Annotated in this window: 13 protein-coding genes; 8 read left to right on the plus strand and 5 right to left on the minus strand. The window is 39.5% G+C overall.

The window, feature by feature from the left end; all coding sequences use genetic code 11:
* Window positions 1–40: 40 nt before the first annotated feature.
* Both AC4CVD_RS05020 and rubA read right to left on the minus strand, forming a co-directional pair.
* Complete coding sequence (locus AC4CVD_RS05020) at window positions 41–1,219, minus strand: NAD(P)/FAD-dependent oxidoreductase (protein ID WP_490752263.1); 1,179 nt, start codon at window positions 1,217–1,219, stop codon at window positions 41–43.
* A 68-nt stretch (window positions 1,220–1,287) separates the two neighbouring features.
* Window positions 1,288–1,452 carry a rubredoxin RubA gene (rubA, locus tag AC4CVD_RS05025; RefSeq protein ID WP_004694381.1) on the minus strand — a complete coding sequence of 55 codons (165 nt, stop codon included), beginning with the start codon at window positions 1,450–1,452 and terminating at the stop codon, window positions 1,288–1,290.
* A gap of 514 nt (window positions 1,453–1,966) precedes the next feature.
* Between rubA and AC4CVD_RS05030 the strand changes: the two genes are divergently transcribed.
* A complete protein-coding gene (locus tag AC4CVD_RS05030; RefSeq protein WP_058869209.1) occupies window positions 1,967–2,509 on the plus strand; it encodes an adenine phosphoribosyltransferase in 543 nt (180 codons plus the stop codon).
* Between the two features lie 134 nt (window positions 2,510–2,643).
* Here the strand turns inward: AC4CVD_RS05030 and AC4CVD_RS05035 are convergent, their stop codons facing one another.
* The gene (locus tag AC4CVD_RS05035) at window positions 2,644–3,576 is read right to left on the minus strand and encodes an IS5 family transposase (RefSeq protein ID WP_081405714.1); all 933 of its coding nucleotides are present in this window, start codon (window positions 3,574–3,576) and stop codon (window positions 2,644–2,646) included.
* 73 nt (window positions 3,577–3,649) lie between these two features.
* Between AC4CVD_RS05035 and AC4CVD_RS05040 the strand changes: the two genes are divergently transcribed.
* Window positions 3,650–4,887, plus strand: a protein-coding gene (locus tag AC4CVD_RS05040) for an IS3 family transposase (RefSeq protein ID WP_101495500.1) whose coding sequence is annotated in 2 segments (ribosomal slippage) — window positions 3,650–3,986 and window positions 3,986–4,887 — 1,239 coding nt in all. Because the reading frame shifts where the segments join, the coding sequence is not laid out codon by codon here.
* Window positions 4,888–4,914: 27 nt separating this feature from the next.
* On the opposite strand, the gene AC4CVD_RS05045 is transcribed toward AC4CVD_RS05040, so the two are convergent.
* On the minus strand, window positions 4,915–5,430 hold the full coding sequence (locus AC4CVD_RS05045) for a YqiA/YcfP family alpha/beta fold hydrolase (protein WP_078390161.1): 516 nt from the start codon (window positions 5,428–5,430) through the stop codon (window positions 4,915–4,917).
* A 277-nt stretch (window positions 5,431–5,707) separates the two neighbouring features.
* On the opposite strand from AC4CVD_RS05045, the gene lysS reads away from it, so the two are divergent.
* Window positions 5,708–7,234 (plus strand): lysine--tRNA ligase, encoded by a 1,527-nt coding sequence (gene lysS, locus AC4CVD_RS05050; RefSeq protein ID WP_078390160.1) that lies wholly within the window; start codon window positions 5,708–5,710, stop codon window positions 7,232–7,234.
* Between the two features lie 125 nt (window positions 7,235–7,359).
* On the opposite strand, the gene AC4CVD_RS05055 is transcribed toward lysS, so the two are convergent.
* On the minus strand, window positions 7,360–8,061 hold the full coding sequence (locus tag AC4CVD_RS05055; protein WP_004282344.1) for an IS1 family transposase: 702 nt from the start codon (window positions 8,059–8,061) through the stop codon (window positions 7,360–7,362).
* Between the two features lie 106 nt (window positions 8,062–8,167).
* Between AC4CVD_RS05055 and AC4CVD_RS05060 the strand changes: the two genes are divergently transcribed.
* The 5 genes from AC4CVD_RS05060 (at window position 8,168) to AC4CVD_RS05080 (ending at window position 14,303) form a co-directional block, all read left to right on the plus strand.
* A complete protein-coding gene (locus AC4CVD_RS05060) occupies window positions 8,168–9,613 on the plus strand; it encodes a capsule assembly Wzi family protein (RefSeq protein ID WP_490752265.1) in 1,446 nt (481 codons plus the stop codon).
* Between the two features lie 56 nt (window positions 9,614–9,669).
* Complete coding sequence (locus AC4CVD_RS05065; RefSeq protein ID WP_490752267.1) at window positions 9,670–10,698, plus strand: IS701 family transposase; 1,029 nt, start codon at window positions 9,670–9,672, stop codon at window positions 10,696–10,698.
* Between the two features lie 492 nt (window positions 10,699–11,190).
* The gene (cysD, locus tag AC4CVD_RS05070; RefSeq protein WP_004694369.1) at window positions 11,191–12,105 is read left to right on the plus strand and encodes a sulfate adenylyltransferase subunit CysD; all 915 of its coding nucleotides are present in this window, start codon (window positions 11,191–11,193) and stop codon (window positions 12,103–12,105) included.
* A gap of 166 nt (window positions 12,106–12,271) precedes the next feature.
* Window positions 12,272–13,888: a sulfate adenylyltransferase subunit CysN gene (gene cysN, locus AC4CVD_RS05075; protein ID WP_490752269.1), complete on the plus strand. Its 1,617-nt coding sequence runs from the start codon at window positions 12,272–12,274 to the stop codon at window positions 13,886–13,888.
* A gap of 142 nt (window positions 13,889–14,030) precedes the next feature.
* Complete coding sequence (locus tag AC4CVD_RS05080) at window positions 14,031–14,303, plus strand: hypothetical protein (RefSeq protein WP_490752271.1); 273 nt, start codon at window positions 14,031–14,033, stop codon at window positions 14,301–14,303.
* Window positions 14,304–14,403 lie beyond the last annotated feature (100 nt).

The following is a 14,403-nucleotide window of genomic DNA, read 5'->3' on the forward strand; positions in this document are numbered from 1 at the left end:
AAAGGACATCTATTGTTATAAATGTCCTTTTATTTAAACTCTAAACCTGTGCTGGAATCAAGTCTGGAACCAGTTTTGTTAATGCTAAACGTTGTTTTGCTGCGGTTGCACCGAGCAGTACGAAACCGCGAAGTGTACCTTGACTGTCTAGGGCTTTGGCAATCATGCCATCGTCTAATTCCTCAGTTTCCCAGTTCACCTCTGCATCGATTGGCGCAGGCAAAACAGTGAGCGGCGCAGCCGGTGTTTTAACTGCTACAGGCATAGCAGGGTAATGCACCGCAGTGGTCTCGCCATTTAAGGTTTTGGCTAAAGCGCGTGCTTGCTGCATGATCGGCATGACATAAGGCAGCAAGAGTCCGTTCACTTCAGCACAATCTCCGACCGCGTAGATATGCGGCTGATTGGTCTCAAGTTGTGCATTGGTCAAAATCCCACGGCTAGTTTGAATATCTGCTTCTTTTGCAAGGGAAATGCTTGGTTGTAAGCCAATCGCAGATAACACTACATCTGCGACCAAAGACTGACCATTGGCTAAGGTCACAACATAGTCACCATTTTCAATTTTAGACACTTTTTCAACTGTGGTGCCAAGGACAAAATGAATACCCGTTGCTTCAAGGTTTTCTTTAAAGGCACTTGAAACATGCGCTGGCAATAAACGACCCAAAGGCTGGTTTGCCAAGTCGATGACGGTAGCTTGATGGCCTGTATGTTGTAAATCATTGGCAAATTCACAGCCGATGAGACCTGCACCTAAAATGACTACACGTTTGTCTGCACGTTTTTCAAGTTCTGCACGAAAGGTTTTATAGTCGTCTAGATTGTTTACAACTTGAATGTCATTACTTCCATCGCCCGCAATGGCTAAGCGAATTGGGTTTGCACCTACCGCTAAAACCAATTGAGAGTAGGGCTGTGTAGATTCAGCGCCATCTTTAACAAGTGTTAACTGTTGTTGTTCAGCATGAATCTCTTTCACCCAAGTATGCGTGGCAATCTGCATTTTCAGTTGTGTTGCCATTTTCTCTGCATCACCCAAAGCAATTTGTTCAGGCGCTTTGTTGGCAACAAAGGCATTCGACAACGTTGGTTTGGCATAATTAGTCGCATCATCTGCACATAGCATAAGCAGCTCTTGTTTAGGGTTCAGCTTGCGAAATTCACGTGCTACAGCATAGCCTGCCATACCAGAGCCAATGATGACGATGGGATGCATAAGGTTCTCCAGAGATTATTTTAAAGACGTAAAAAAAGACCATGCAGCATGGTCTTTAACACTATGAATTAGATTTCAACCATTTCAAAATCGATTTTTGACACGCCGCAATCTGGGCAAGTCCAATCGTCAGGGATATCGTCCCATTTCGTTCCCGCCACGATGCCATCTTGTGGCCAACCTTCTGCTTCGTCATAAATCCATCCACAAACGATGCATTGATACTTCTTCATTTGACTCTCCAAAACGCTGAACAAGAAAGGGTTCAGCAAAATAATCCATTACGCAAGCTGCTATTCATCTGAGTTGTTAGCATACTTCGCTAATCTAAATTTTTACGCAGTTCTAATACGAATGTAAAGTAAATATCGGAGTTTAATGATTGAATCTATCGGCTAAAAGCGATGATCAGGACAAAACGTATCATTTAAAACCAGATCGCATTTTGCGAATGTGTGAAAGATATAGATGATTGCAAGTCAAAAGATGTGTTTTTTCAATCGGCTAGTCTTTTAAAATCCTTAAAAATATAGACTATGGTCGTGATGCAAATGTAGAATTAAATTGCTATTTTAATATTGAGTACATCTATACCTAATATTTGTTAAATAAATGATTTAATTAAAAACAATAACTTACATAAATATTTGGGTTGTTCAGTCGGGTGCATAGCCAGTGCCTGACTGTTTTTTTAACAGATAAAGCTGTAAAATTCATCTATTCCTTTTCAAATTTTATTGATCTCCTATGAACAACTTGTCTACAACGTTGTGGTCGCACATTCGTACGGTCCAAGATTTTCCAAAACCTGGGATTTGCTTTTTCGATTTAACGCCATTGTTTATGAGCAATATTGAGCCTTTAACCGACGCGTTAATTGCAAGTATTCCTGCTGAGCAGTTGGCGGAAGTAGACAGTTTTGTTGCTGTAGAAGCGCGTGGTTTTGTGCTTGCGAGCTTATTGGCACAACGTTTAGGTAAAGGTTTATTGTTGGTGCGTAAAGCAGGCAAGCTGCCACCACCGGTAGTGGGTGTGGGTTATAGTTTGGAATATGGATTAGACCGCTTAGAAATGGCAGCCAATACCCCATCGCAAAAAGTGATTATTGTGGATGATGTTTTAGCGACGGGTGGTACATTAAAAGCCGTTAAACAGTTGGTGGCAAAATGTAATCATGAAGTGCTCGGTGCTAGTATTTTTCTTGATTTGCCTGATTTGCATGCTGACTTAGGTTTAAAGATTTGGTCAGTGTTAGATGACAAATCGAAACCAGAATCTGTTGCGGCGTAAGCAGATTAAAAAGCCTTGGGACATCCAAGGCTTTTTTTATTTATATAATGTCCCGTCCTGAAATAAGTTTACACCTTTAAGAGGCTTTGTTGCACAAAGATTTGAAATGCAAAGCGCCCCTAATTGAGCCAAATTTAAGGCGTAACTTGGGTAAGTGGTCGACCTAATTCCGTAAATCTGTTAAGGACTGCTACACGTGCATGGATCTCATTCACTTGGCTATCAAAACTCCTTGCACTGAGTTTATCTCCTAATAATTTGATGCAATGCATCTTAGTTTCAACCAAACTTCGCCGATGATAGCCTGACCATTTTTTCCATAGTGTCCTGCCTAAACGTTTAATTGTTCGAAGTAATTCATTTCGCTCTAGCGAGCTACTCTTTGTATCTTTCCATGGTTTCGCATTTTTTCTAGGTGGAATCACCGCATGCCCTTGCCGATCTGCAATGACCTGACGGCATTGCTTGGTGTCATAAGCTCCATCGGTATAAACAGAGTCAATCCGCTCATCTTGTGGAATCTGATTAAGTAAATCACCAAGCACCTGTGAATCACTGACATTATTGGTTGTAAGCTGAACTGCTCGTATTTGTAGGGTTTTAGCATCTATACCAATATGAAGTTTACGCCATTGGCGACGATATTCAGGTCCATGTTTCTTGCGTTTCCATTCGCCCTCACCTAGAAACTTCATGCCTGTAGAGTCCATGAGTAGATGCAGCCCATCGCTACTTTTTTGGTAGCTGATTACAATATCAATATGCTTTTGTCTTCTACAAAGCGTGGTGTAATCTGGAGCTATCCAATTTAATCCGCAAAGTTTAATCAGACTTTGCACAAAGCCAGTGACCATACGTAAAGACAGACGGAATAAGGATTTAATCATTAAGCAGCATTGGATGGCTGCGTCGGAGTAGGTTTGATTTCGCCCTTGTTTGCCTTTTGATGGCGCATACCATTGCGTAGCAGGATCAAACCAAATGGCAATATTTCCGCGACTCATGAGTGCTCGGTTATATGCGGGCCAATTGGTTGTGCGGTAGATTTTGTGTGTAGGCTTCTTCATTTGAAAATTATATCGCTGAAAAACCCTTTACAGATAGGTTTGTGCAACAAAGCCCCTTTAAGAGGCTTATTTTATGGAACATGAACGAGAACAAAGAGTTAAACGTACACAAGGTGATTATAGCTTTGCCTTTAAAATGATGGTTGTACATGAAGTAGAAAAAGGGCAAATTACTTATAAACAAGCTCAGGCAAAATATGGTATTCAAGGAAGATCAACTGTGCTGGTATGGTTACGCAAGCACGGACAACAGGACTGGACTTCGAATATGCCGCCTTCTTCTAAACGCCAATTAACACCCCAACAACGAATCCGCCAATTAGAAAAGCAGTTAGCCGCAGAAAAGCTTAAAACTGAATTTATTCAGGATGTGATTTATCACATTGATAAAGAATGTGGGACTGATCTTGGAAAAAAGTATACCGAGCACGTTTCAAAGATTGGCAAAGCCAAAGAGGACTAAGCGTTTCACGTTATTGTCAGTGGTTGGGAATCACCCGACAAGCTTATTATCAAGCAGAAAAACGTGCTCAAATGACTGCACAAGCAACTGAACAAATACTTGAGTTGGTTATGGAATATCGTTGTCTCATGCCAAGTATCGGAACACGTAAGTTGTATTGGCTTATTAAAGGCAAATTGTTGCAGCGTGGTTTAAAGTGTGGACGGGATCAGTTATTTAAAATATTGAAAGAGCATAATTTATTGATTCGCCCCAAGCGTCGCTATACAAAAACTACGGATAGCAAGCATTGGATGAAGAAGCATCCAAATTTATTAAAGGATTATTCAGCAGTGCAAGCCAACGAAGTCTTTGTTAGTGATATTACTTATGTTGAGAGTGCTGAAGGCGTACATTATTTATCATTGGTGACAGATGCTTATACCCGTCAGATTAAAGGTTATAAGTTATCGAATGATATGCGTGCGGAGAATGTTATGCAGGCTCTACATATGGCGATGCAGCATGTGACGGATCGAGCGACTAGGATGATTCATCATTCAGACAGAGGCTCTCAGTATTGCTCTGAGCTATATCAATCGGCATTGCGCCATTATGGGATATGTCCTTCCATGACAGATGGATACCTTGCGAAACAGTGTTTCTCATATCAAAATGCATTAGCAGAGCGGATTAATGGAATATTAAAGCAGGAGTTTTTAACTACACGATGTCAAACCATGAAGGAGTTAGATCACTTAATTACGGAATCTATCATGATTTATAATTACTATAGACCACATTTAAGTTTAAATATGAACACCCCGAATCAGATGTATGAGCAAACTAAAACCGAGCTAATTGCTTAACTCGGTTTGAAGTGGAATACTGTCAATCTATTTCAGGACAAGACATAAATATTGTTGTTCTAGATGTTCAATCAGTTGATTAATATTTTCAGGTTTAAGTAATCGGTGGTGTCCACCTTCAACTGCTTGAATCAACATATAATTTTCTAAAATTTCCTGTGCTGCATACATATCAATTAATTCATCTCCCAGCTCCAAGTAGGCCACTTGCGGTACATTGTGGTCTAAGTCAGTCTCATTAATGCTCGGGTAATCATCGCGAAAGTCAGGCGCTAAGCGTGGGTTGGCAATCACACATGGAATTTGATGTAGCAGCGACATTTTCAATGCCCAATACGCACCAATACAATGCCCAACAATAATCTCAGGTTTTATTTTTTCAATAATATCGTCGTAGAAACTGGCTACGGTAGAAAAATTGAGATAGCGATAATCGATATCGATACAAAATTTCTGCTTTGCATCAATGGCATGGAACTTAGTGGACTCGCGAGAGGAGTCTAATCCATGCAAAAACAAAATTTTAGATTCGCATCTGCTCATGATTTATCATTCAATTAAAAAACTAAATTATTTTATGAGTGGAGAAAAGTTTACTTTTCCACGATTTATAATGTCCATTGTAGAGAGATTGACCGTGAAATGAAGTTAGCTTTTGGTCTAAGAAATAGACAGACCTTTTATACGGTGGGTGTCTTAGCTCTGAAATAAACAGGATGTATACTTTTTTATATACCGCGTGGTTTTTGATGATGCTCATTCGTCTGGAATTCTGCTATGCTATGCAACTTCCGTTTTTTAATACATATACGAGGCAGAGATGACGCAACAAAACGCTCAATCGACTTCTGAACAAACCATTTCCGAAAACGATTTAATTGCACAGCGTCATGCCAAGTTAAAGCAGATTGAAGATCAAGCCAAACAAACGGGCACTAGCCCATGGCCAAACACGTTTAAACGTGAACATTATGCGCAAGACTTACAAGATCAATTTGCAGACAAAAGCAAAGAAGAAATTGAAGCAGCAGAGCATGTTTATGTGTCTGTAGCGGGTCGTGTGATGTTGAACCGTGGTTCATTCATCGTGATCCAAGATATGACGGGTCGTATCCAGTTATATGTGGCGCGTAAAGAGTTATCACCAGAAACTTTAGAAACCATTAAGAGTTTAGATCTTGGCGATATTATCGCGGTGAAAGGTTATATTGGTCGTTCAGGTAAGGGTGACCTTTATGTACATATCGAACACTTTGAGCTTTTAACCAAGTCGCTTCGTCCACTTCCAGATAAATTTCATGGTCTAAACGATACTGAAGTTAAATATCGTAAGCGTTATCTTGACCTAATTGTGAACGAAGAAACACGTAAGACTTTTGAAATTCGTGCCAAAGTGGTTTCAGGCATTCGTGCATTCTTAACTGAACAGCGCTTCATGGAAGTAGAAACACCGATGATGCATGTGATTCCAGGTGGAGCATCAGCGCGTCCATTTGAAACGCATCATAATGCTTTGGATATGCCACTTTTCTTACGTATCGCACCTGAGCTTTACTTGAAACGTTTGGTGGTTGGTGGTTTTGAGCGTGTGTTTGAAATTAACCGTAACTTCCGTAACGAAGGTGTTTCGACGCGTCATAACCCAGAATTCACCATGATTGAATTCTATCAAGCTTATGCAGACTATAAAGACTTGATGGAACTTACCGAAAATATGCTTGAGCGTTTAGCACTGGAAATTTTGGGTTCAACTGATGTGCCTTATGGTGAAGAAGTTTATAGCTTCAAAGGTCCATTCAAGAAAATTTCGATGTTTGATGCCATTCTTGCACACAACCCACAGTTCACGCCTGAAAATGTCAATGATCGTGAATTCTTGGCAAAATTTGTGCAAGAAGAGCTGAAAGAACAGGTAAAACCAGGTTTTGGTCTGGGCAAACTTCAAACCATCGTATTTGAAGAAACTGTTGAAACTCAGCTACGTCAACCGACTTTCATTACAGAATATCCAGCTGAAACATCGCCATTGGCACGTCGTAATGATCATAACCCACACATTACGGACCGTTTTGAGTTCTTTATTGGCGGCCGTGAGCTTGCAAATGGTTTCTCAGAGTTGAATGACCCGATTGACCAAGCTGAACGTTTCCAAGCTCAGGTTTCAGAAAAAGACGCAGGTGATGATGAAGCAATGCACTACGATGCAGACTTTGTTGAAGCACTTGAGTATGGTTTACCGCCGACAGCGGGTGAGGGTATCGGTATTGACCGTTTAGTCATGTTATTCGCTAATGCAGCAAGTATTCGTGATGTGATTCTGTTCCCACACATGCGTCATAAAAACTAAGTTGATATGAACATAAAAGCCCGTATTATTGCGGGTTTTTTATTGATCTTTACAACATTACTAAATAGAAAAGCTTGAAAAAAAGATATAAAAAAAATGGTGGTGTTTTAAAAAGTATGCTGACATTAAATGAAGCCATTATTGATGTAAAAGAAGGTTAAGTCGAAGGCTTTAAAATGGTTTTCAAGCTTTTTGGAGAAATTACAACTTCTTCTAAAACCACGCCTTATTCGATGCCTTATTTTGCAATTATTACCTTCAATTCCTACAGTAAAAAACTTACCAATACTTTGCTTGCAGTTTTTAAAAGCAGTGATGAAACTGTCCCAATGATCACTTGCAATTCGGGTGTAGTGAATACCTAATTGTTTAAGCTTTGTCTTCAACCTTTGGACTGTAGCTAAATCTCTCTTACCCCAAACATAAGCAACAATCTCACCTGTTTCTCGATGGTAAGCGTAAATAAGCCATTGTTTATTATTTTTATTTCCAACAAAAGTCCAGAATTCATCTACTTCGAGAGATTCATAATGACTTTGTTTAGGCTGAATTTGATAGGCCGATTCAGTTAAAGTCCGTAAGACTTTACCGATACTAATGCGCTCAACTTCAGCGATATCTCGTATACCGCTGCCTCTGACCATTAACTGTAATATTTTACGAGTAATGCCAGAATTACATCCTAGATAGCTCAGAGCATGGTCACCAATAAACTGACGTTTGCAGTCTTTGCATTGGTAGTTTTGTTTCCCATCTACTTTGATGCCATTTTTCTTTATACTGTCACTGAGGCAGGTTGGACATTTGATTTCTAGAGTTATTTGCATTTCTCTATTTTATCAAAATTCAACCTGCTTTTTTTTAGCATACTTTTTGATACATCACCAAAAAAATAAGGTAACACTTAGCTTTAAGTCCTGAGAATAAAACGGAATGTTTCTAAAAAAAACACTTGCAATCGCTGTGCTAATGGGTGCAACAACGAGTATCTTTGCTCAAGGTCTCGTTTTAAATGATCAAAATTTAAGAACGGATCTAAACTGGTTAAATCAGCAGGGTGTGATACAAGTTAGCACATCAACATGGCCAATGAGTGGTGATGAAATTCAAAGAGTATTGTCTCAGGCTAAAGTAGCGACTTCTGCTCAGCAAAAAGTTATTGAGTCAGTGCGAGCTCATCTCGATCGTGAGAACGCGATGTTTAAAGCACGTTTATTTGCTGAGAGTGATCAAAAAGAAATTCCGCAAGCTTTTGGTGATCAAGAAAAAGCACAGTACCAAGCAGGTTTGGAATTTAATGCCGGCGGTGAAAATTGGGATGTTCGACTTAGAGTTAATGGAGAAAAAGACCCTCAAATTGATAATGGCCATGATGTCAATGCTGAAGGTTCATATATTGCAGGAAAATTGTGGAATCAATGGGTAGTTGCAGGTCAGATACCAACATATTGGGGCCCAGGACATGATGGCAGCTTAATTCGTGGCGATGCAAGCCGTCCAGTTTATGGGTTTACGGCTCAACGTGCAGATCAATCAGCTTTTGAAACAAAATGGTTGTCATGGATTGGCGCTTGGCAGTATCAAGCATTTGCTGGTCAATTAGATGATTATTCTGCTGTACCTGATGCTAAATTAGTGGGATTACGTCTTACAGCACAACCTTTACCTTATTTAGAATTAGGTGCTTCCCGTGCTTTTCAATGGGGCGGAGAAGGTCGTCCTGAAAGTTTAAGTTCATTATGGGATGCTTTTGTCGGAAATAAAGACAATGGTGGGACTGGAGAACCAGATCCATCTAACCAAGTTGCTGGTTTTGATGCTCGATTGAATTTTCAGCAGTTGTTGAATGTACCTATGAGTCTGTATGGGCAATATGTAGGTGAAGATGAAGCTGGTGGCTTACCTTCTAAAAAAATGTATCTTGCTGGCGTAGATTATTCGTCATCTTTTAAAAACATGCCATATCAACTTTATACAGAATGGGCTGATACTCGTACCAACCGTGACGCGTTAGGGGTTTCATATAATCATTCAACTTATACCGATGGTTATTACCAACATGGTTTCCCATTGGGGCATGCTATGGGTGGTGATGGTGAGATGATTTCTGTAGGTGGAGATATTCGATTTGATCCAATGAATAGTTTAAATGGTCGATTATTATTTGCAAAGGTTAATCAATCTGGCCGTATTACCAATGCAGCCTTTCCTGAAACAGATGATATTAAAGCTATCGATTTAACTTGGTCACATTACTTAAGATCATTTGTACCAATCAAAATTAATGGTTGGTTCAGTGATTCTGATTTACATGGTAATGATGCTGGTGCATCGATTGGTATAGAAATACCTTTAGATAAAAGCGTTTTTCATTATTAATAGGACTTACGCATTGACGGATTCAAAAAAGTATTAAAATACTTTATAAAGTATCTGTGATCAGACGAATTAAACATGCTTCTACAGCAACTTGTACACTACCCATTTATATGGGCTTTCTCATGACAGAACCGAACTCTATTAGCTGCACACAACTTGCCGAGACTTATAACATCTCGCATGATAGTGTAAATCGCTTTCTAGAACGTGAAGACTACACACCTCACGACCTATATCAAGAAGCAATTCAACATATTGATAATAATAAACTTATAGTCAGTATTGATGATACTGTTTTAGATAAACCCTATAGTCAACATATGGACTTGGTTAGCTATTTTTGGTCAGGCAAACACCACCGATCCGTCAAGGGTATTAATCTCATTACCTTGTATGCGACAGATCAGAATGGTCAAAATATTCCAATTAATTTCCGAATTTATGACAAATCTGAAAGTAAAACCAAGAATGATTACTTTATGGATATGTTAAGTGAAGTACTCAGTTGGGGTGCAAAGATTCAATTTATTACAGGTGATAGTTGGTATTCATCGACTGGAAATCTAAAAACCATAAGAAAATATGGTATTCGATTTATGTTTGGTATCGACTGTAACCGTAAGGTTTCCCCAGAAAAAGGACAATGGTTTCAACTGCGTTTATTGCCAAATTTCCATCAGGGTCAAGTGGTCTGGCTCAAAGATTTTGGCTTTGTACAATTATTTAAGACTCAGTTAAAAGAACAGCAGAGGTTTTATATTGTGCATCAAGATGAAGATGATTTATTGTCCTTTGAGGGTTTTCATGAATTACATTCAAGTCATTGGAAAATAGAACAATATCACCGAGTGATTAAACAGGTTTGTCATATTGAAAAGTTTCAAGTAAGACGATCTAAACTGATTTCGAATCATATTTTTTCAGCCTTGATGGCCTACGTTGAGATACAAAAGAACCAGTTTGAGCGGATCTTTGAAAATGTATATCGTTGGCAGAAGAAGTTATTTAGACCAATGATCAAAAACTTCATTGATGACTTTATTCTCGATAAAAATCATCTGCTACCACAGAGAATCTATAAATAATACTGCGTAAGTCCTAATTAATATTTGAGAGTGATAGAACCCGCATTTATTGCGGGTTTTTTATGGCTTGTGCAATTAGCTTAACTTTCTTTGGTATCATGTTGATATATAAAATCAACAAGCTGTTTTGTATTGAGTGTTATTTTTAGTCTTCTAGATTGAGAGTTTGGTAAGTCATATACATAGAACCTAAATGAAACCGACTTTAGGTCTTTGTAAATGTATTGCCAAGCAGAAACATAGATGAAAAATCGAAGCATGGAAGGGTGAACAGGCTGAATACTTTGAATGAAGTTGATGTAATATTTGAGTGTATTTAGGGATTTATGATCATTGAATAAAACTTATAGATCTTATCAATTTTGTTTTATATGAGGTTTTTGCATATAAATATAATAAAACAAGCAATAGTGTGTATAACTAAATCTTTATAATGAATATATATTTTTAAAAGTGTAATAAGTACACGATTTTTGTGAGTTGGTGCTGTCAATGTCATTAAATGAGGAAAGACTTACTCATCTTAAACAGCTTGAAGCTGAGAGTATTCATATTATCCGCGAAGTAGCTGCTGAGTTTGAGAACCCAGTGATGCTTTATTCTATTGGTAAGGATTCAGCAGTCATGCTGCATCTGGCGCTAAAAGCGTTCTATCCTGCCAAGCTACCATTTCCGCTTCTACATGTAGATACGGGCTGGAAATTTAAAGACATGATTGCTTTCCGCGACAACATGGCAAAAACCCATGGCTTTGATTTGATCGTACATCAAAACAAAGAAGGGAAAGATGCGGGCATTAACCCATTTGACCATGGTAGCTCAAAATATACCGACATCATGAAAACTCAAGGCTTAAAACAAGCACTTGATAAATACGGTTTTGATGCGGCATTTGGTGGTGCGCGTCGTGATGAAGAAAAATCACGTGCGAAAGAACGTGTCTATTCATTCCGTGACTCGAAACACCGTTGGGACCCAAAAAACCAACGACCTGAACTTTGGAATCTCTACAACGGTAAAGTGAACAAAGGTGAAAGTATTCGTGTATTCCCACTATCAAACTGGACTGAGCTTGATATTTGGCAATATATCTACTTGGAAAGCATTCCATTGGTTCCACTTTACTTAGCTGCAGAACGTCCTGTGGTTGAGCGTAGTGGTACCCTGATTATGGTTGATGATGAACGTATGCCTTTAAAAGAAGGCGAAGTTCCACAAATGAAATCGGTACGCTTCCGTACACTTGGTTGTTACCCACTTACGGGTGCAGTGGAGTCAACGGCAAATACCTTACCTGAAATTATCCAAGAAATGTTGCTTGCAACTAGCTCTGAACGTCAAGGTCGTATGATTGACCATGATGAAGCGGGCTCAATGGAGAAGAAAAAGCAAGAAGGTTATTTCTAACTGTTGATAAATCTCTCCCCTTGCGCAGCAGTGCTGCTCATCTTTTTCTAAGAGAGGGGGAAAGCCCTTCTTTTGTAAAGGGGAAAGTCTCCCTTAACAAAGGGAGATTTAGAGGGATTAAAGAGATTAAAAACCGATTTCTAAAGAATATGTGGAGTTTTGAGCAATGTCTCATCAATCAGAACTGATTAGCCAAGATATCTTGGGCTATCTAAAACAACATGAAAATAAAGACTTATTGCGTTTTTTGACTTGCGGTAATGTCGATGATGGTAAGTCAACTTTAATTGGTCGTTTACTTTACGATTCAAAATTGATTTATGAAGATCAATTGCAAGCGGTGACTCGTGACTCTAAAAAAGTCGGTACGACAGGCGATGCACCTGACTTAGCACTCCTTGTCGATGGTCTACAAGCTGAGCGTGAACAGGGTATTACCATTGATGTGGCTTATCGTTATTTCTCAACTGAAAAGCGTAAGTTCATCATTGCTGACACACCGGGACATGAGCAATACACGCGTAACATGGCAACGGGTGCGTCGACCTGTGATCTTGCGATTATTTTGATTGATGCGCGCTATGGTGTACAAACTCAGACGCGTCGTCATACTTATATTGCAAGCTTACTTGGCATTAAGAACATTATTGTTGCGATTAACAAAATGGACTTGGTTGAATTTTCTGAAGCGCGCTTCAATGAAATTCAGACGGAGTATGCAGGTTTTGTGGCACAATTGGGTGACCGTAAGCCAAACAACATTATCTTTACGCCTATTTCAGCATTGAATGGTGATAACGTTGTCAATAAATCACCAAATACGGCATGGTATACAGGCGAAACGTTGATGGGTACGCTTGAATCTGTGGAAATTAACCGCAGTTCAGTGACCAATGATTTCCGTTTCCCTGTGCAATATGTGAACCGTCCAAACCTCGATTTCCGTGGTTTCTGCGGTACGGTTGCGCTGGGTGATGTATCAGTAGGTGACAAAATCGTGGCTTTACCATCTGGTAAGTCGTCGACGGTTAAAGAAATCGTTACTTATGATGGGAACTTAGAGCGCGCTGTTGCAGGTCAAGCCGTAACGTTGACGCTGAATGACGAAATTGATATTTCGCGTGGTAACGTACTTGTACGTGCAGATCAAGCTGCGCCAGAAATTTCACGTTCGGTCAATGCAACTGTGGTTTGGATGGCAGATCAACCGCTGGTGATTGGTAAGTTGTATAACTTAAAAGTGGGCACGCAAACTGTTCCTGCAAAAGTGACTGCAATTAACTACCGTACCAATGTGAATACATTGGAAAAAGTACAAGTCGATAGTCTTGAGCTGAACGCGATTGCTAATGTCACGGTTGAGTTTGATGCGCCTGTGGTATTTGATCGCTACCAAGACAGTCGTTATACAGGTTCGTTTATCTTCATCGACCGTTTAAACAACGTGACGATTGGTGCGGGTATGGTGGAAGAGTCTGTGGAATGGTCTGCGCATAGCAACCCTGTCACAGCGGAAGACCGTGCTGCACGTTTAGGTCAAAAACCTGCTGCGGTAACTGTCTCTGCGAAAGCCCTAGAAAATGCACAAGCACTTGAAAACTTGTTGATTCAACAAGGTGTGGTTGCGATTGCGAAAGCGGGTCTAACTGCTGATCAGGTTGCACTAGTACGTGAAACAGGTGTGGTTGTGGTGACTGACCTTGTCGACGGTACAGATGTCGCATTCACTCAAGATGCGGTTGAAGAGCTAGCTGATAAAATTGTTGAATTGGTTCGTCTATAAGAGATTGAGCTGATTTGAAGGAACCCACCGTAAGGTGGGTTTTTTATTTCTATTTTAGATGGATAAATATTATTCAAATAAATAATGTGATATTTCAATAAAAATTCAGTGCTATAGAATGCCTCTTTTGTAGAGGGGTATTATGAAAAAAATATTATTATTTATTGGTTTAACTTTAACTTTTGCTGCTGATGCTAAACAGTCCACGCAAAGTGATGAAGCGATTAAGAAGGAAATTATTCAACAATCGATACAAGCGTATTCGGGAAATTGTCCTTGTCCTTACAATACTGCAAGAAATGGAAGTCGGTGTGGTAAACGTAGTGCTTACAATCGAGTCGGTAGTGCTGCGCCACTGTGTTATCCAGAAGACGTGAGTGATCGTATGGTCAAAGAATTTAAAGGGCGAGCGTAATTTAAGTTCGATTTACAAGACTTGGAAAAAGAAAGAAAACCTGCGGAGATACAGGTTTTCTATTTTGGTGAGGGATTAGACAAGCTTCAATTATTGAGAT

It is taken from the genome of Acinetobacter sp. LipI_23 (assembly GCF_058243045.1).